Raw genomic sequence first — 18,758 nt, forward strand, 5'->3', positions numbered from 1 at the left:
AATGGAACTTATCATTTTTGTAGGTGGGCAAGCTTCAGGTAAATCAACATTCTTTAAGCGATATTTCTCTGATACTCATATTCGTCTCAATCTTGATATGTTGAAAACCAGACATCGTGAGAAAATATTGTTTAATGCTTGTTTAGAAGCAAAACAGAAAGTTGTTATTGATAATACCAATCCAAGTAAACTCGATCGAAAGATATATGTTCAAGATGCAAAAAATGCACACTTTAAAGTGATCGCATACTATTTTGATAGCAGTTTGGATGATGCTCTTTTTCGGAATGAACGACGTGAAGGTAAGGCGAAAATTCCCCGAGTTGGTGTTATTTCAACTTTTAAAAAGTTAGAAATACCTGAACTTTATGAGGGTTTTGATGAAATTTACAGCGTTTCAATTGATCAAGAAAATGACTTTAATGTGAGATTGCTGTATCAAAGAGAACAATAATGAGATTTGAAGATTTAGATATAAGATTAAGAAAATATGAGACGGCTTACGATTTCTGTATTCCGCCCGAAAATTATATTGTCGTAAGGTTGGATGGTCGTGGATTTACACGGTTAACCAAAGATATTTGGCAATTTGAAGCACCATTTGATGTACATTTTAGAGATTTAATGGTAGAAACCACAACCCATTTATTACAGTGTGGTTTTAATATCGTTTATGGTTACACCCAGAGCGATGAAATTTCTCTTTTATTCCATTACCGTGATGAAAGTTTTAACCGTAAGGAACGCAAAATTCTTTCTATTTTAGCAGGTGAAGCCAGTGCAAAATTCTCAGTGATGCATGGTCAAATTGCTACTTTTGATGCTCGAGTTTGTGTTTTACCCAATTCGCAATTAGTAGATGACTATTTCCGTTGGAGACAAGAGGATGCTCATCGAAATGCATTAAATGCACACTGCTATTGGATGTTAAGAAAATCGGGTCATGCAGTAGCTGAAGCAACGGAACAAGTTAAAGGGTTAAATCGTCAAGAAAAGCATGATTTACTCTTTTCACAGCAGATTAATTTTAATGAACTTCCTGCATGGCAAAAACGTGGTACAGGTGTTTATTGGAAAGACGTTGAGAAAATGGGTCTGAATCCGAAAACTGGTGAAATTACACAAACGACAAGAAGGCAATTAGTTGCTGATTTTGATTTGCCTTTAAATGAGTTTTATAGTGAATTTATAGGTCAAAATTTTTTTTGAAAATATTTTTATGAACTAGCGTTCATAATGGAGTTGTAAGTTGAAAATTTCTTATATTTTTACATGTGGCCGATTAGAGTCTTTATTTAAAATTCTCTGTCTCACTCAACAAGGTGAGAAAAAGGTCGAGTCAAAAGAAAAGATCGTTGAACAATATAGAAAAGATATCGCTTTAGGACGTCCTTTTGAAGAAACTGAACTTTATCAAATAATTGAACAAAGTGAAGAAAAGATTGTCATTAACCGTTTGAGTAATATTCTGCGTGAAAAACCTACTCAGCAGAAGGGTAGCTTTGATGCGGATGAATATAAGACCGGCGCATGGTCTGAGTTTAGTGATTATAAGCTGGCGGTTCGATTCTCAAATGCGAAAACCGAGTTAAGTGAAAAGCACTTTGCGAAAACGGGTGAATACATGACCAGTCGTGGTATTGCAAAATTGACAGGTTTTAATCCAAGCAATATTAAGAATATGCTGCATCATAAAAGAAGTGTGGTGAGAAAAATGCTCACAACCTTAGAGAAGTTAGCAAAAGAGTATTAATATTTAAGCTGTATGTTTGATGCAGAGAAAATTTATTTTCTGCATCAATTCTGAATATCTCTAATCTTAAATAAAAAAATTAATTTGGTTTATCTACTTTAGACAACACGGCCAAACATACAAAAATCAATGCCATACCGACCCAACCAATCGCTGCCAGTTGCTCGCCTACCAATAAGACTGCGAATAAAGCGGCAACCAGTGGTTCAAACAAGGTCAGTGTGGTCGCGGTACTGGCTGAAATAGTCTTTAAAGCGTAACCAAATAGCAGATAGCCAAGGAACATTGGAATCAGCATCATATAACCCACTACATACAGATTCATAGATTCATCAAAAAGATTTGAACCAGTAAAAAACAGTGTTGGTAATAAGATTAAAGCGCCGAAGCCAAAAATTAATCCCATTGAAGCCTTTGAATCGACACCCCGATCAATCATTTTTTTAGCAGCCCAAGAATATAAAGAATAGGTCAGTGCCGCGATCAGTCCGAGAATAATGCCAATAGTTTTTTGGTCTGTAGTCATTATTTGTGTCGCACCTTGAGCGTGAGACTCTCCTAGAGATAACAGCAATACTCCTACAACACCAAAAACAAAACTAATAAACCATTTTCCTGAGAGTGCTTTTTTATCAAAGAATTTTTCTAGAAATGTAGTGAATAAAGGGGCTGAACCAATTGAAACGACAGTCCCAATAGTAATCCCCGCCATACGCATTGATGAATAAAAGGCGAGAGGATAGATCGCTACAGAGATCATGCCTATCAAAAGTAAAGGATAATAAGAGCCAATTTGAGGTAAATGACTGCGGATATTTCTATGGGCTAATAAAGCTTGTAATAAGCCACCGCCACCCATTGCGATTGCGCCAATCGCTAAAGGACTTAGATTTGGCGCGTAAGAGGCAGCAGTACCTGTCGTTCCCCATAAAATAGAGGCAATTAAAACGGCGATAAAACCAGAATGAGTACTGAAATTAAAAGATGAACTACTCAATTTGAAATCTCGCGTTCTAATAAATTTTGAACTATTTGTTTTGCCGAAAATACTTTCTCACTCGAACTTTCTAAACCTGCACGGGCAATCGAGCCTTCTAATATGAAAGAAATGAGTAGCGCAAGTTGTTGGACTTTTTGCGGTTCTTTGAATAATTGTGATAAATGTCCAGCCACAATATTTTCGATTTCATCTTTATGATTTTTAACGGCTAAACGCTCAGGACTATGTGCAGGAAATTCGGCTGCTGCATTCAGTAAACCACAACCACGAAAACCTTTTTCATAGGCAAATTTTGCATGATCTTGATAGGCATCAAAAATAGCTAAAATGCCATCCATCGGTGTTTTGATCTGAACTTTTCTTTTCTCATATAAGTCTAACCACTCTTGGTGTCGAGCTTCGATATAACAGGTAATTAAGTCGGATTTGGTTGGGAAATTATTATACAAAGACATTTTTGCGACTTTGGCTTTGTCTGTAATGCTATTAATGCCTGTGTTAGTAATCCCATCGTTGTAAAACAGGATGGATGCGGCATCTAGGATTTTTTGTTTTGCTGATTTGGTGCTCATAATTAAATATAAATTAGGTATACCGATCTACCTATTATTGTGGAAAAGTAGAGTAATTGACAAGAGAAATTTATTGAATTGATTGATAGAAAGTTTTCTATGAGCTTGCAGGGATGCAGAGAGCTTTGATCTCCTCCATCACGACTTTATTTATTTGATAGTCTTTTTACTATCAATCAATGCTAAACCATAAATTGGCCATTTGTTTTCTGATTTGAGGTTGTTGACTAACCAAGCAATCAGTACAAGGGCAATTGCACCGAGAAGTACAGGAAAAAACAAGAAGCTCCAATGGTATTCAATTGTATTCACAGTAAGTAGAATGACTAAAGGATTTGCTCCAGCAGGTGGGTGAATACAACGTAAAAATTGCATTGCAGCAATCGCACAGCCAACAGAAAGTGCAATACTGAATGCAGAGTTACCAAAAAGTTTAAGAAATAATAAACCAATCAATGCCGAGATAAAGTGCCCAAGAATAACATTACGAGGTTGGGCTAATGGCGATTGAGATACGGCATATAACAGTACGCAAGTTGCACCAAACGGTGCCATGATGAATAAATTATTTGTCAATTTACTGAGGAAAATCAGGATTAAAATACTCAGTGTTCCGCCGACTAAGCTTCTAATTAGATCACTGGATTGCGGTGCTGGGGCGAGGTGCTCTTTACCTTGGAATATTGATAACATTTCATTCTCATTGAATGGTTGCTTTGAAATGATGATATCGCTAAAATTACAAATAGTACAGATCTGTACTATTTGAGCGAGTAAATTTTTATGTCTAAATCGGCCCACAAAATATTGGATACAGCAGAAAAATTATTTTATGAAAATAGTTTTGTTGGTGTGGGTGTTGATTTAATTCGGGATGAGTCAGGCTGTTCAAAAACAACGATGTACACTTATTTTAAAAATAAAAATCAATTGGTGAAGTCGGTTTTACAGGCACGAGACGAAAAGTTTAGGAATAGTTTGGTTGCTTATGTTGCAGGTGAAACAGGGCGACCAGCATTAGATAAATTGATTGATTGGCATCTGTTGTGGTTCCAAGAAGATAATTTTAAAGGATGTCTATTTGTTCGAGCAGTTGCCGAATCGCATTTGGGTGATCAAGACATCATCATGGTTTCGAAAGAGCATAAGATTTGGATTCGAAACTTAATCGCGCAATATTTAGCATCTTTTTCCAATGCTGATGTATTAGTTGAAATTATTTATACTTTGATTGAAGGATTAATTAGTCGCTTTTTAGTAGAAGGTTATGATGTCAAAGTTGCAGTAGAGATTAAAAAATCAATCAGGCAAATTGTTGATAGTTTTACTCAGATTGATCTTAGTCAAAAAGAAATTTAATCCTAAATCAATAAGCCTTTGAACACTAATCAAAGGCTTATTTTTCTTAATTCAAGACTTTTAATCTTTAAAAGCATTTTGATTTTCGACATCAATATATTCAAGATAACCACGACCTTGAACTTTTTGGTTTTGATATTCGCCCGTGAAAGTGTATGCACTTGCATAACCGATTCCGTGCCTGCGGCTCTGGCATATTCATAGGTACATAAGCCTTCTGTAAGTGTTATTTGTCATTGATATTCGAGTTGCCCTTTAAATTTTGACAATAGACTAAAGTGATCATAAATCGGGGTTTTAATAAACCAAGAGGCTTGATCTGTAACATCCAAATCAAACTCAAACTTTAAGCCATGATAAGCACCGTTGAGATGAATATTGGGTAAAGTGCCTTCAATCGAAACTTCTTGTCCCAACTCAATTTGCCAACCATTTTCTTGAATATGAGTCTCTTCAGGCATGATATAGGCTTTTAATAGATGTTCATCTAAAGCGGCAGTACTTGAAAAGAAAGTTGCAGTCTTGCGCGGATCACCCAAAGTTATATCATCATGATCAAAAGCCAATGCCCCAGGCGTACCAAGCAAGATCATAATATTCAAATAACGATGTGGCTCAGTTAGCAATGGAAAGAAGATGCCATAGTGTGTCCATGTATAGAATTTTTCTTCAGTTCTAGGACGAATGATTTCTGGTTCAGAAAAAGGAATCGTTGAATATTTAATCGCTTGATCTAAGGTGCTTTGTGCGAGTAATAAACTTTTACCCAAAATTTTGCTTGTAAGGGATGAGGGTGGCAATTGTTTTTTCATCTTGTTTCCTACGTTCTTTCCATACTGAAAAGCTAGGTTATGAAAAACAATTGCCTTTGCTAAGCGGAAATAAGGACAAAGCCAAAGCTTTTTAGGGCAATCTCCCTAAACCTTGTTAGACAATTTTTCAAGGTTTTGCGAACCGATCCAATGCTTAGAGAACTGATAGGCTGCACGCCCTGAACGCTGCCCACGAGCTTGGCACCATTTCAAACTTTCAGCACGAACAATGTCGTTATATTCCAAATTTGCTTGAACAATATAATGCTCAACAATTTCTAAATACAGTTGTTGATCCATTGGATAGAAGGAAAGCCACATGCCAAAACGATCGGACAATGAAATTTTTTCTTCGATCGCTTCTTGAGGATGTAACTCGGTATATTGAGGAACATCGACTTTACGCACGGGCGTATTTTCATGCATAAACTCAGGTAATAAATGACGGCGGTTACTGGTTGCATAAATAATAAAATTACTTGAACCCGATTGAAGTGAGCCATCCAAGACACTTTTTAAACTACGATAATTTTCATCTTCTGCGTTAAACGCAAGATCGTCACAATAAACAATAAATTTTTCAGGGCGATGTTCTATTAATTTTTGGATTTTAGGTAAATCAGAAAGATCATCTCTTTCAATTTCAATTAAACGCAGACCTTGTGCTGAATATTCTGTGAGTAAGGCACGAACAATCGATGATTTCCCTGTACCGCGTGAACCTGTGAGTAAGACATCATTGGCAGGTAAACCATTGAGAAACTGTAAAGTATTTTGAATAATCTTGGCTTTTTGGCGTTCAATCCCTTTTAAATCTTCTAAATACATTTTTTTAGGTTGTTGAATTGCAAGCAATTGTTTATTTTCCCATCGAAATGCAGAAAAATCTGTGGGTTGTTTAGGAGCAGGGAGAACTTGTTGTAACTGTGTCAAAACACTGGATAACGATTGGATAATAGATTCGGGTAAATCAAGAATAGCCATAAACACAAACCAAACTCAGTGATTAATGAATAGGGATACTATCATCGCTATAGTCGAAATGCAGAAAATATCATGAAAAATGTTGCAAAAGGTCAATTTTACCCTTGATTGTTGGTGCTGCTTTTTGCATTGTATAAGTGCGAGATGATAAGAATATAATGAAAAATAGGAATGCTAATGTTTAATAGAGCTCAAGAAAAAAGAAATACATATCAATTGCATAGAGTCGATATGTTAAAAGAGAGCTTGCAACAAGCGAGTTCTTATGCGGAATGGAAAGAAATTGCACTAAAATTGGATGAAGAAGCGGGGCATGAAGCATGGAAATATGACAATCAATCGCCTTACTTTGATGCAGAAATTTTGTCTAAACGATATAACCTATTAAAAAAATATCGAATGCAACATCGAACTTTAGATTTAATTTATGTTCTTCGTGAAGGCTTATCTTATGACTTCGCCAATATTGGTCATCCAATGTTATTTGCACAAACCTATATTGGTACCAAAAGAATTATCGAAAACTATGTGGAAGAAATGAGTGAATGTCTTCGCTATTTAGCTTCTAGTGAATGTATTACTTTTCAACTCAAAGAAAAAATTCAATTTTTTAAAGAATGTCAAAGAGCCTATGGACAACCTGCACTTATGTTCTCTGGTGGTGCGACACTGGGTTTATTTCATACAGGTGTATGTAAGGCTTTGCTCGAACAAGATTTGATGCCTCGAGTTCTGTCTGGTTCAAGTGCAGGGGCGATCATGACTGGCATGTTGGGTGTATCATCGGCTGATAAAATTCCAGAACTGCTCAAAGGTGAACATTTTTTTAGTGATGCCTTTAAATTTAGAAAAATGACAGAATTGATTCGAGGGAATGGTGGAATTGCTGATGTGATGTATTTGAAAAAATTCCTAATGAATAATTTGGGGGATATAACATTTGCAGAAGCTTATCAACAGTCAAAACGCCACATTAATATTGTGATTGCGCCCTATAACACGGCACAAAATCCACGGATTATGAATGCACTGACTGCACCGAATGTTTTGGTTTGGAGTGCGGTTTTAGCTTCCTGTGCTGTACCTGTATTATTTCCGCCGGTGCATGTAACCAGTAAGCGTTATGATGGTCAACATACGCCGTATCTAGCCAATACAAGGTGGGTGGATGGAAGTATGCGCAGTGATTTTCCACAAGAAAAAATGGCACGTCTATATAACATTAATTACACTATTGCTAGCCAAGTAAACCCACATATTGTGCCTTTTATGCAAAGTGATACGGAACGATTTCGTCGAGATGTGCTGAGTTGGCCTGAGCGAATTATTCGGCATCAGGGCAAAGCTATTGCGATGGAATTTCTTGATCTAACGCGCCATTATATGGGGGATTTTTTCCCGATTCGCCGTATTTTAGATCATGGCTATGGAATTTTAGGACAACGTTATTATGGGGATGTGAATATTATCGCCAAGTATGGACTTCGCCATTATCATTACATGCTCAAAAACCCACGTCCAAAACTTTTTAAAATCTTACAGCAAGAGGGTGAAAGGGCAACATGGCCTAAGATTTCCTCCATCGAAATACATGCACGGATTGGTAAAACCATTGAGCATTGTTTAACATCATTGCGAAAGCAGCAAGAAAAGCAGCAGAATGATTTTTACTACGTGGATCTCTGATTCAAACTTTCAATGGGATGACTTAACTTTAACAACCAAATCTGAGAGCTATGCGTTTGGGCGGCGTTTATATACTTTTCAGGTCGCACAGCAACAGTACTGGCTCAAATTCCATCTAGCGAATACCCATGATGTGTTAGAGCAAGCTTTTCAGCGTGAATTAGATTTCTATCAACAACATGCCCAAATTGAGCAAACTTTTTTATTAGCACATCAAATTATTCAGCTTCGGGATATCACAAGTGGTATGGATTTTCCTGAGTGTGGGGTAGGGTTACTCAGTCCTGATACAAATCAATTTTTCGATACGATTGTAAATGTAGCGAATACTGAAGCGATTCAGCACAAGATTCTTATTGCATTAAATGCGCTAAACAATATGCATCAACTGGGTTGGATTCATGGAGACTTAAAAGTTGAACATTTCCGATTATATGAAAACTCATGCAAATTGATTGATTTTGAGCAAAGCTGCAAATTAGAGCATTCAATAGAGAATTTAACGGCGACTCCACGTTATATGGCACCTGAACTTTTTCATGGGAAGCCGAAAACCGTACAAACTGATTTATATGCATTCGGCATCATTCTTTATGAATGGTTGTCTCAAACGAGAGTATGTGCAAAAAATTATCATGATTGGGCAGTTTTACATTGCCAAAAACTAGAGATTCAATTGCCTAATGAGTTACAGTGTTTTTTACCTTTGCTAAATGGTCTATTGCACAAACATAAAGAACAGCGGTTGAACTCCGTTGTTGAAGCAAAACATTGTTTAAATGCGATTAATTTGCTGTAAAAATAAACATAAATAATTGATTTGAATATTATATGTGCATTTGGTAGGGTTTTTTATCAGAAAGACTTGTCATAAAGCATGTTTCTCACTAATATGCATACCCATCGGGGGCGTGGCGAAATTGGTAGACGCACTGGATTTAGGTTCCAGCGCCGCAAGGTGTAAGAGTTCGAGTCTCTTCGCCCCCACCAAATTTAAAAAGCAAGATTTTCTTGCTTTTTTTATGATTAAATCAGAAATGAGTTAATCATGCAGTTATAGAGGATTGGTGTAATGGTAGCATGACGGTCTCCAAAACCGTTCGTCAAGGTTCGAGTCCTTGATCCTCTGCCAAATATGAAAAGGAGCTTTAAATAAGTTCCTTTTTTTATTTCAATAATTTTTTCATTTGTATATGAAAAAAGCATTAGCTTTCAGATGCATAGTTTTTTTATAAAAAAGGCTTGTCAGCAAGAAAGTTTATCACTAATATACACATCCATTGGGGGCGTGGCGAAATTGGTAGACGCACTGGATTTAGGTTCCAGCGCCGCAAGGTGTAAGAGTTCGAGTCTCTTCGCCCCCACCAAATTTAAAAAGTAAGTGTTTTACTTTTTATGATTAAGTCAGAGATGAATTAATCATGCAGTTATAGAGGATTGGTGTAATGGTAGCATGACGGTCTCCAAAACCGTTCGTCAAGGTTCGAGTCCTTGATCCTCTGCCAAATAAATAAAAAAGCCCTTGTATTTACAAGGGCTTTTTTATGCTTTTTGATTCAATAATTCAATTGAATGAATATCAGTTTTTAATCATATTTGCTTAACGTATTAATCGTAATCAATCATCTATTCAATTGAGAAAACTAGAAAAAGCATAGGGAGCATATTCGCTCCCTATGCTTATTTTTGATCGTGTTTGATTATGGTGTTGCTAATGCTTTTGCCAATAGTGGTAAATTTTGACCTGTTGCAGCCGCTAAAATAAAGTTTTGGCTAGCTGTGGTAATCGTCCATTTTTGATTATTTCCACTGCTACAACCGTATGTGATTAAAGTACCACGACCATTTGCGGCTGGTGCACCGCCACCACTCAAATCAAGGCAAGTATTACCTTGACGGAATTGCTGTGTTGAGCCTGTTACAGGTGTTTCCCAAATCTGATTGCTTACGCTGTTATTACAGCTGGCAAGGGTTGCACCTGATAAACAAAGTTCAGGGTATTGTACGCTATGGATTTTACCTACAGCATCATAGACCCATAAACTAGCATTATCACCTGTACAGCCATTTTTGCCACTCATGTATACGCTTGGTTTTCCTGTGCTGCTCGAAATTTCTGTCTTGAGGCACGCTGAATTCATGTTTGGCATAACAAACATAGTGGCGCCAGCCAATGGATTACTATTGGAAAGACCAAGTTGAGCAACAAAGCTTTTTAAAGCAGTATGAGCAGCAGTCACATTCGCTGTTAAGTCACTACGATATACATTGACCCAGCGGTTTAAGCGATATAGCTGTTTTTGTTGGTTGCTAAAACGTTCTAATTCTTGCTGCGCAGTTGTTGAAAGTTCATTTTTAAAATTCTTATAAGAATCATAAAGAATTTTATTACTTGGAGATAAATTAGCGACGAACTTGCCTTGATTGCTGAGTAAAGCTTGTTCTAATTGTGGAAGTTCAACTTTGCGTAAAGCTTTATAACCTTGTTCCTTACCAATCGTTACGGCAGCAGGTAGAGGTTGGGCATAACTTGGAATAACAATCGATGAAAGTTTATTGGCTTGTTCATTCGCACGTTTACAGTATAAATCAACGCTGAGTGGTGCATCGCTTTGAGCCAAGTTAATGTGCAATTTATTTGCATTTCCATTCATTCGATTTGGTGCGAGCGCAATGTTTTCCTCAGCTTTTAATGCATATTTGACATTAATCCAACAGCTTGCATTTGCAAGACCCAGTTGTGCTTGAGGAAGTGAAAACACGTTCCCCCAATTACCACGTGCTGCAGGATAAAGCAGACCAATTTGGTTGACAGGGTCATAGCCACCTAAAATGGTAAAAACGGGTACACCAAATTGAGTGGGTTTTAAATAATTGCCATCTGGGCGGTTGTACCAAACTTGATTTGAGTTTGGAACTTTAGGTTGAGTGACATCCATTTGGCGAGTTGTCGCGTTCCAGCGTTTATATCCTGTTGGAGAGGTGGAATCCCACACAGCACGATCAAATGCAGGTTGAATTCTTAGTTGTGTGCTATAACCCGTGTAATGAGTAAAACGGGAGAGGGAGCTCGAGTAATTACCTCCTGCCATAGCATCAGTGCCGTAAGTATAGGCATTTTGGAAAATTGGTGTGCCACCTAAGCGATTTTCTAGATTTGTATTATTCCAGTTTAAATTGCCTCGCATACGGTTGCGATAAGCAATATAACCCCATCCACTGTCAGGATGATGAGCTGACCAAAAGTAGTTTTCAGCATTTTGTCCGGGATAATGCCCTAAACCATAGTGATGCCCAATTTCATGACTGAATTCATTACCCACAGAATCGATCAGCGTTAAGATACCATTACCACCACTTAAGCCATGATTGACATCACCATTTTGGTATTTACCCCAAGCATGGTGAATGACTGCACTTTGAGTCAGTTGAGGTTGCTCTTGGCTTGACATTGATGCACTGGTTACACCCCAATTTGCAAGATTTATTCCTGTACTAAATGTTGATTTAGCAGTATTTTCTCGCATATCACCACTGTAGACATCACCTGTTGTGGCACTTTTGTCATTATAAATGACACCACTTGCAACCATGACTTGATTCAGTTGCATGTCATCATACTTTGTGACGATCATTTTTGCCGCAGGAATCGTTTCAAAATAATCAGTACCCGCTTTTTCAGGTTCGTTCAGCATATAGTGACCGCTAGATTGTCGAGGTGCGGTGAGCATGCCTAAACGAATGCTTTGAACCACTAATTCACCCGGCGCTCCAAAATCAATCGATTGTGCATCGAGTCGCCCGTTTTTAAGGCTGACAGGATCTACAATACGAATATTTAAACCCGGTTTGACTTCATCCCAGTTAAGGGCTGCTGTCCATGTGCGTTTAGAGTATTGAACTCTTGGGCGAGCATCGCCGTTAGATTGATCTGAGGCGGGGATTTGAGTGGGTTCTTGTAATGCAACACGACGTATTAAACGACTATTTAAATAGATTTCTGCATTCAGTTGTTGTACCTCACCCATGTCGGTATTTGGGGTGACTAAAAGAAGAGCATCTTTTTCACTGGTAAGACGAGGCATACTTTTCGCCTCGTTACCATTCGGGTCTACGGTATGGTTTTGTGCAAATTGGATCATTGCTGAAAAACTACCGACAAGATCATTACGTAAAGGTCGCGTATTACCCTGTAAGTCGTAATCGTAGAATCCCAATGTATTTGAATCAAAAACATCCTTATTTGGCTCAGGATAAGCACCTGATGTCGTAAGTGCCTTTGCTTGACCATTTGTCGCTGAATCCGTTTTATTATTATCAGTTGTTTCTTGAGAGTTTCCCCCACAACCAGATAATAATAAGAGTGAAATACAAAAGCTTAATGTGCTTATTGAGGGTTTTGTCACATTTTTCATATTTTTAACTAACCGAGTTAATAAAGTGTTAAATAGGGATTTATTTAAAAATAATATAACTTATATTTAATTGATGAGTATATATATTTGATATGAGGTATATATGCTATTTCTGTGATATTGTTCTTGTTTTTTTAATCAAGTGTTAATGTTGTTTTGTAAATTTTTAATATAGATGTGGTGTTCTCAAAATATAAGGCTATGTTATTGAATGACATTTATTGACACATTTTGGCAAAAATTATAATTAGACATGGTTTGTTAAGCTTATTTTATTGAGCTTTAAATTGAATTATCAATTGGATTTAGTCTTAATTAAAAATGCATTGGGTTTTAAAATAGATATAATTAATGTATCTTTGTAATTATTTTGTGTGTCTACTTTATTATTTAAAATTCATCTTTTAAATAATGTGTTTAATTGCCTTTATTATATTGAAAATGATAAGGGGAACACATAATTCTTATATTTTGATTCCATTTTTTGAAATGGTAGTTTTAAGTTTGGCGCTGATATCAATTTTGGGGTGGCGTAGAAATGAATAAAGTTTATAGAACTGTATGGAATAAAAACTTAGCTTGTTGGCAAGTGACTTCGGAATTAACACGAAGTCATTCGCGAGGCGGTCAGAGTTCAACGGTGATAGGGCATGTTAAAGAGACAAAAACTTGGTTTCGGACCCTACGTTTATCTTTATTAAGTTTAGCACTGCTTCCGATCTCACTTTGGGCAGGAGTATCTGATGTACAATTGCCAACAGGTGGTAATGTCACAGTTGGCTCTGCACAAGTCAGTCAAAATAATAATACGTTAAATGTTCATCAAAATAGTCAAAATGTAGGTATCCAGTGGGATAGTTTTAACATTGGGCAAAATGCGACGGTCAATTTCTATCAGCCGAATACTTCTTCGATTGCAGTAAATCGTGTTTTGGATAGTAACGCCAGTCAAATTATGGGGAAACTGAATGCCAACGGGCAAGTTTTTTTATTGAATCCGAATGGTGTGATTTTCTCTAAAACGGCACAAGTGAATGTCGGTGGGATTGTGGCATCAACATTGAATGTCACCGATAGTGATATTGTCAGTGGGAAATTTAAGCTTCAAAATCAGGGAAATGCTGCCAGTGTTGAGAACTATGGCTCAGTTATTGCCAATGGTGGCGTTGTTGCTTTTATTGCACCAACGGTCATCAATGAAGGGCAGATTCAGGCACATAATGGTGTTATTTACTTAACAGCAGCAGATCAGGTCACTTTAAAATTACAAGATGGTCAACTGACTGAATACAAAGTTGAAATTGGGACCTTGCAAGGTCTGATTGATAACCGTGGCGCAATTCTTGCTAATAATGGTGCAATTTATTTAACTGCAAAAGCCAAAGATATCTTAAGCAAAGCCGTGGTGAATCACAGCGGTATTATTGAAGCCAATCGTTTGAGTCAAAATGCCAAAGGTGAAATTGTTTTGCTTGCCGATGTGCAACAAGGCACAACCAATGTCAGTGGTATTTTAAAATCAGAAGGTCGCAATGGTCAGGCGGGTGGTTTTATTGAAACCAGTGCGGCACAGGTGAAAATTGCAGATGGCACACACGTTTCGACTTTATCTGATGGCGGTAAAACAGGAACATGGCTGATTGACCCAACTGATTTTAGTATCAATACTGGCTCGGCTGCTCAAACGGGTAGTGGTATTGGTGCAACGACATTACAAAATAATTTGAATAGTACCTCGGTCATTTTGGAAACACAAAATGCTGGGGCAGAAAAGGGTGATATCAATGTTAATGCGGCAGTTACATGGAATAAAGACACCACACTGACGCTAAAAGCACATAACGATATTAATGTGAATGCCAGTATTACGGCACAAAACCAAGATGGTAAAGTGGTGTTGTTATATGGGCAAAATGGCAAGGAGAGTGCCAATTATTATATTAAAAATGGCGCTCAGATAAATTTAAAAGCAGGGCAAAATTTTAGTACACAAAAAGGTACGGATGTCAGCAAACGTATTGATTATAAGGTTGTGACTGATTTACAGGCTTTACAAAATATCAATAGTGCGCTGGCAGGTAATTACGTACTTGGAACAGATATTGATGCGACGGTGACCAAAGATTGGGGTGTTGGAGACGAAAAAGGTTTTAATCCACTTGGTAATGAATTTGATTATTTTACAGGACGTTTTGATGGCTTAGGGCATACAGTGAGTCATCTCACGATCAATCGACCTTATAGTTATGATGTGGGATTGTTTGGACATATTGATGGTGCTGTAGTTCGTAACGTCGGTTTGGTTGGCGGTTCAGTGATTGGTGACAGTTTTGTTGGCGGTTTGGTCGGGCAAAGTAGTCATCAAAGTTTGGTTGAGAATGTATTCAATACGGGATCGGTTCAAGGCTATGGGACTGTTGGTGGTCTAGTCGGAGGAAACTTTGATGGCAGTACCATTAAAAATGCTTATGCGACGGGGAATGTCACTGGCGCACAAAACTCAACCTATATTGGTGGTTTAGTTGGGGGTAATGATGGTGCAGTTATCGAGAATGTCTATGCTTCTGGAAATGTGAATGGTACTGATATTGTTGGTGGTCTGGTTGGAGATAACAATCATGGCGGTACAATCAATAATGCCTATGCAACAGGAACTGTGACTGGCGAGCAAAATGTTGGTGGTTTAGTTGGGAACAATTATTATAATGCCCAAGTGAAAAATGCTTATGCAACAGGAACAGTCACAGGTACTGATCGTGTCGGTGGCTTGGTTGGAGAAAACCTTGCTGCAAAGATTGAAAATACCTATGCACTTGGAAAAGTGACAGGGGTGACAGCAGTCGGTGGTTTACTCGGAAAAAATGTTCAGGGTGTTGTAACCAATAGTTATTGGGATAAGAATAAAACAGGACTAGATAGCAGTTCAGGCAGCGCCAATACTAGTGGTCTGACCAGTGATGAAATGTTCAATGCGAATAAATTTATTGGCTTTGATTTTGATAAAATTTGGGCAAATGCTGATAATCAAACCACGCCGTATTTTAAATATCATATTGGTCCAAACCAAGTCGTTAACAAACAAGATCAATTGGGCGGTTACTACAGCGTTATCCAAAATCTAAATCAACTACAAAACATAAATCAAAACCTTGCAGGTAATTACCTACTGGGTAATGACATTGATGCCAAAAACTCACAATTTTGGGGTGATGCAACTGGTATTGGCTTTAATCCGCTTGGTGATAGTAGTCACGCTTTTACAGGTAAATTAGATGGTTTAGGTCATCAAATTTCAGATTTATATATTTCTCGTGAAACCACGGATAACGTTGGGTTATTTGGCTATATTCAGAACGCCAATCTTAAAAACTTTGGTGTCGTGAATAGCAATATCAAAGGTCAAAACCATGTCGGTGCTGTCGTTGGAAGCAGTACACAGAGTTCACAACTTTATAGCATTTATAGTACTGGATCGGTTGTAGGTACGGGTGATGCTGTGGGTGGATTGGTTGGACAGCAACAAGATGGTTCAAAAATAGAAAGTGCATATTCAACCAGTCAAGTGACAGGTCAGAATCAGGTTGGTGGTCTGGTCGGTACTAATCAAAATGCAATCATTAAAGATACCTATGCAACTGGTGCTGTCAGTGGATTGAGTAATGTTGCGGGCTTAGTGGGAAGTAACCAAAACCAAGCAACGATCCAAAATGCCTATGCCACTGGGCGTGTTACAGGGAATAGTCTGGTTGGTGGTTTAGTTGGAAATAATAACAACGCAACCGTGAGTAATGGTCACTGGAATAAAGAGACCACGCTGCAAAATGCCAGCGCAGGGAGTAGTGCAAGTTCTGGTTTGACCAATGCTGAAATGAAAGATGCGTCTAAATTTACTTTCCTTGATGCTGATAGCAAATTAGGAGGAAAACAGACGGCATGGCGTATTTATGATGGTTTGAGCGTACCTTTACTACGCAGCTTTTTGACGACTAAGGATTTATCTGTTACGGATAAGACCACAACCTATACAGGCAAAGAACAACACTTTGCTGATGTATGGGGATTAGACAGCAGCAAATATACTGCCAATGGTCAAACCAGTGGAACGGATGCGGGTCTTTATAAAGCGATTTATTATAGTGATAACCAACATGGCTATGATTTCATTGGCAATGAAGGCACTTTAACGATTAATAAAGCTAAGGTGACCGTTACTGGAAATAGTGATTCAACAATCTATAACGGTAAAACTCAATCAGTTAATAATCCACATTATAGGGTTGATGGATTGGTGAATGGGGAAGCTGAGTCCTTACTTGGAAATATCGCGATAACAGGTGCTTCGGGTAAAGATGCAGGAACTTATACCAATAAGGTGACAGGCGAAAATAGCAGTACCAAAAACTATGACATCGCGTATGTTGATGGCAAGTTTGTCATTAATAAAAAGAAAGCAACGGTTTACGCACTGGATGAAACACGTGAATATAATGGTTTTAACCAACAAATTAATAGTTTCCGTGCTGATGGCTTAGTTGATGGGGAAACTGAATCTGTTCTCGCAGTAAATGCTGTTGCAACACGTAAAGATGCTGGAAACTATGTACATGCTGTTGCTTATAGTAATGCTGCAAAAGGCGATAAAAATTACGATCTCACCTTTGTAAATGGCACATATATCATTACTAAAGCCACTGCCACAATTAAAGGAAATAGCCTAGCAACGACCTATAATGGTCAGGTACAAAATGTTGCTGGATTTACGATTGCAGGCTTGAAAGGCAATGATGCAAACAATCAAGCAAATATCTTTAGTGGTGTTACTGCTTCTGGTGCGAGCGATCGAAATGCAGGTAGTTATACCAACACTGTAGCTGGAGCAGCATCAACTACGAACTATAATATCGTATATGAAAATGGTTCACTTAATATTGCCAAGAAACAAATCACAGGCGTATTAACAGCTCAGGATAAAGTTTACGATGGCACAACCAGTGCAATTGTAAATGGTAGTTTGAATGGTTTAATTACAGGTGACCAAGTCAACCTAAATGCGCAAGGACAATTTGCAGATAAAAATGCGGGTTCGAATAAAAATGTAAATGTATCAGGTAATTTAACGGGTACAGATGCAGGTAATTACGATCTTTCAGCGAATACATCCGCACAAGCTAACATCAGCAAGAAGCAAATCACAGGTAGTATCACTGCTCAAGACAAAGTCTATGACGGTACAACCAGTGCAATTGTAAATGGTAGCTTGAATGGTTTGATTACAGGTGACCAAGTTAACCTGAATGCGCAAGGACAGTTTGCGGATAAAAATGCAGGTTCAAACAAGAATGTAAATGTATCAGGTAATTTAAGTGGTATAGATTCAGGCAACTATAGCCTACAAGCGAATAGTCAGACTCAAGCCAACATTAGCAAGAAACAAATTACAGGTGTATTAACAGCTCAGGACAAAGTTTACGACGGTACAACCAGTGCGATTGTAAATGGTAGCTTAAATGCAAGTGATGTGATTACAGGCGATCAAGTCAGCGTGGGTACAACAGGACAATTTGTCGATAAGAACGCAGGCCAAAACAAAGTTGTCACAGCTTCAAGTAGCTTGGTTGGATTGGATGCAGGCAACTATGAACTCACCACCAATGGGCAAGTGACGGCTAACATCAGTAAGAAACAAGTCACAGGCAGCATCACCGCTCAGGACAAAGTTTACGATGGTACAACCAATGCGATTGTAAATGGTAGTTTGAATGCAAGTGATGTGATTACAGGCGATCAAGTCAGTGTGGGTACAACAGGACAGTTTGTAGATAAGAACGCAGGTCAAAATAAAGTTGTCACAGCTTCAAGTAGCTTGGTTGGATTGGATGCAGGCAACTATGAACTCACCGCCACTGGACAAGTGACGGCTAACATCAGCAAGAAGCAAATCACAGGTAGTATCACTGCTCAAGACAAAGTCTATGACGGTACAACCAGTGCAATTGTAAATGGTAGCTTGAATGGTTTGATTACAGGTGACCAAGTTAACCTGAATGCGCAAGGACAATTTGCAGATAAAAATGCAGGTTCAAACAAGAATGCAAATGTATCAGGTAATTTAAGGGTACAACAGGACAGTAGACTCAAGCGAGTATCATAAGAACGCAGGTCAAAATAAAGTTGTCA

Annotated in this window: 12 protein-coding genes, 4 tRNA genes and 1 pseudogene; 11 read left to right on the forward strand and 6 right to left on the reverse strand. The window is 38.0% G+C overall.

Translation table 11 applies throughout. The features are described from left to right. The first annotated feature begins 1 nt into the window (after position 1). The 3 genes from ACN19N_RS05440 to ACN19N_RS05450 are packed head-to-tail and all read left to right on the forward strand — an operon-like array spanning position 2 to position 1,753. Positions 2-454 (forward strand): AAA family ATPase, encoded by a 453-nt coding sequence (locus tag ACN19N_RS05440; protein WP_269228311.1) that lies wholly within the window; start codon positions 2-4, stop codon positions 452-454. Next, entirely contained in the window at positions 454-1,209 is a 756-nt protein-coding gene (locus ACN19N_RS05445) for a tRNA(His) guanylyltransferase Thg1 family protein (protein WP_269228310.1), read from the forward strand. Before ACN19N_RS05440 ends, ACN19N_RS05445 begins: the two co-directional genes overlap by 1 nt. Before the next feature lie 40 nt (positions 1,210-1,249). Continuing rightward, entirely contained in the window at positions 1,250-1,753 is a 504-nt protein-coding gene (locus ACN19N_RS05450) for a hypothetical protein (RefSeq protein WP_241305984.1), read from the forward strand. A gap of 79 nt (positions 1,754-1,832) precedes the next feature. On the opposite strand, the gene ACN19N_RS05455 is transcribed toward ACN19N_RS05450, so the two are convergent. From ACN19N_RS05455 to ACN19N_RS05465, 3 genes are all read right to left on the reverse strand, one after another. Next, entirely contained in the window at positions 1,833-2,750 is a 918-nt protein-coding gene (locus tag ACN19N_RS05455; RefSeq protein WP_420002128.1) for a DMT family transporter, read from the reverse strand. Beyond that, the gene (locus ACN19N_RS05460; protein WP_420002129.1) at positions 2,747-3,325 is read right to left on the reverse strand and encodes a TetR/AcrR family transcriptional regulator; all 579 of its coding nucleotides are present in this window, start codon (positions 3,323-3,325) and stop codon (positions 2,747-2,749) included. The genes ACN19N_RS05455 and ACN19N_RS05460 overlap by 4 nt, the downstream gene beginning before the upstream one ends. A 150-nt stretch (positions 3,326-3,475) precedes the next feature. Then, on the reverse strand, positions 3,476-4,018 hold the full coding sequence (locus ACN19N_RS05465) for an HPP family protein (protein ID WP_420002130.1): 543 nt from the start codon (positions 4,016-4,018) through the stop codon (positions 3,476-3,478). Between the two features lie 90 nt (positions 4,019-4,108). Here ACN19N_RS05465 and ACN19N_RS05470 point away from each other — a divergent pair, with 90 nt between their 5' ends. Beyond that, complete coding sequence (locus ACN19N_RS05470; protein ID WP_269228305.1) at positions 4,109-4,684, forward strand: TetR/AcrR family transcriptional regulator; 576 nt, start codon at positions 4,109-4,111, stop codon at positions 4,682-4,684. A gap of 60 nt (positions 4,685-4,744) precedes the next feature. On the opposite strand, the pseudogene ACN19N_RS05475 reads toward ACN19N_RS05470, so the two are convergent. Continuing rightward, positions 4,745-5,496: pseudogene (locus tag ACN19N_RS05475) on the reverse strand (DUF6670 family protein). A 105-nt stretch (positions 5,497-5,601) separates the two neighbouring features. Then, on the reverse strand, positions 5,602-6,480 hold the full coding sequence (locus ACN19N_RS05480) for an ATP-binding protein (RefSeq protein WP_420002131.1): 879 nt from the start codon (positions 6,478-6,480) through the stop codon (positions 5,602-5,604). A gap of 177 nt (positions 6,481-6,657) precedes the next feature. Here ACN19N_RS05480 and ACN19N_RS05485 point away from each other — a divergent pair, with 177 nt between their 5' ends. The 6 genes from ACN19N_RS05485 (at position 6,658) to ACN19N_RS05510 (ending at position 9,671) form a co-directional block, all read left to right on the forward strand. Next, positions 6,658-8,166, forward strand: a complete 1,509-nt coding sequence (locus ACN19N_RS05485; protein WP_269239391.1) for a DUF3336 domain-containing protein — start codon at positions 6,658-6,660, stop codon at positions 8,164-8,166. Continuing rightward, positions 8,141-8,965: a protein kinase domain-containing protein gene (locus ACN19N_RS05490; RefSeq protein ID WP_269228302.1), complete on the forward strand. Its 825-nt coding sequence runs from the start codon at positions 8,141-8,143 to the stop codon at positions 8,963-8,965. The genes ACN19N_RS05485 and ACN19N_RS05490 overlap by 26 nt, the downstream gene beginning before the upstream one ends. A gap of 106 nt (positions 8,966-9,071) precedes the next feature. Next, a tRNA-Leu gene (locus ACN19N_RS05495) sits at positions 9,072-9,156 on the forward strand. A gap of 68 nt (positions 9,157-9,224) precedes the next feature. After that, positions 9,225-9,298 (forward strand) — tRNA-Trp (locus ACN19N_RS05500). A 150-nt stretch (positions 9,299-9,448) separates the two neighbouring features. Further along, positions 9,449-9,533, forward strand: a tRNA-Leu gene (locus tag ACN19N_RS05505). Between the two features lie 64 nt (positions 9,534-9,597). Next, positions 9,598-9,671 (forward strand) — tRNA-Trp (locus tag ACN19N_RS05510). Positions 9,672-9,866: 195 nt separating this feature from the next. On the opposite strand, the gene ACN19N_RS05515 is transcribed toward ACN19N_RS05510, so the two are convergent. Further along, a complete protein-coding gene (locus ACN19N_RS05515) occupies positions 9,867-12,581 on the reverse strand; it encodes a M66 family metalloprotease (protein ID WP_420002132.1) in 2,715 nt (904 codons plus the stop codon). 538 nt (positions 12,582-13,119) lie between these two features. Here ACN19N_RS05515 and ACN19N_RS05520 point away from each other — a divergent pair. Then, positions 13,120-18,732 carry a YDG domain-containing protein gene (locus ACN19N_RS05520; protein ID WP_420002133.1) on the forward strand — a complete coding sequence of 1,871 codons (5,613 nt, stop codon included), beginning with the start codon at positions 13,120-13,122 and terminating at the stop codon, positions 18,730-18,732. The last annotated feature ends 26 nt before the right edge of the window (positions 18,733-18,758 follow it).

Source organism: Acinetobacter sp. LF10 (assembly GCF_048585715.1).
Taxonomy (GTDB): Bacteria; Pseudomonadota; Gammaproteobacteria; order Pseudomonadales; family Moraxellaceae; genus Acinetobacter.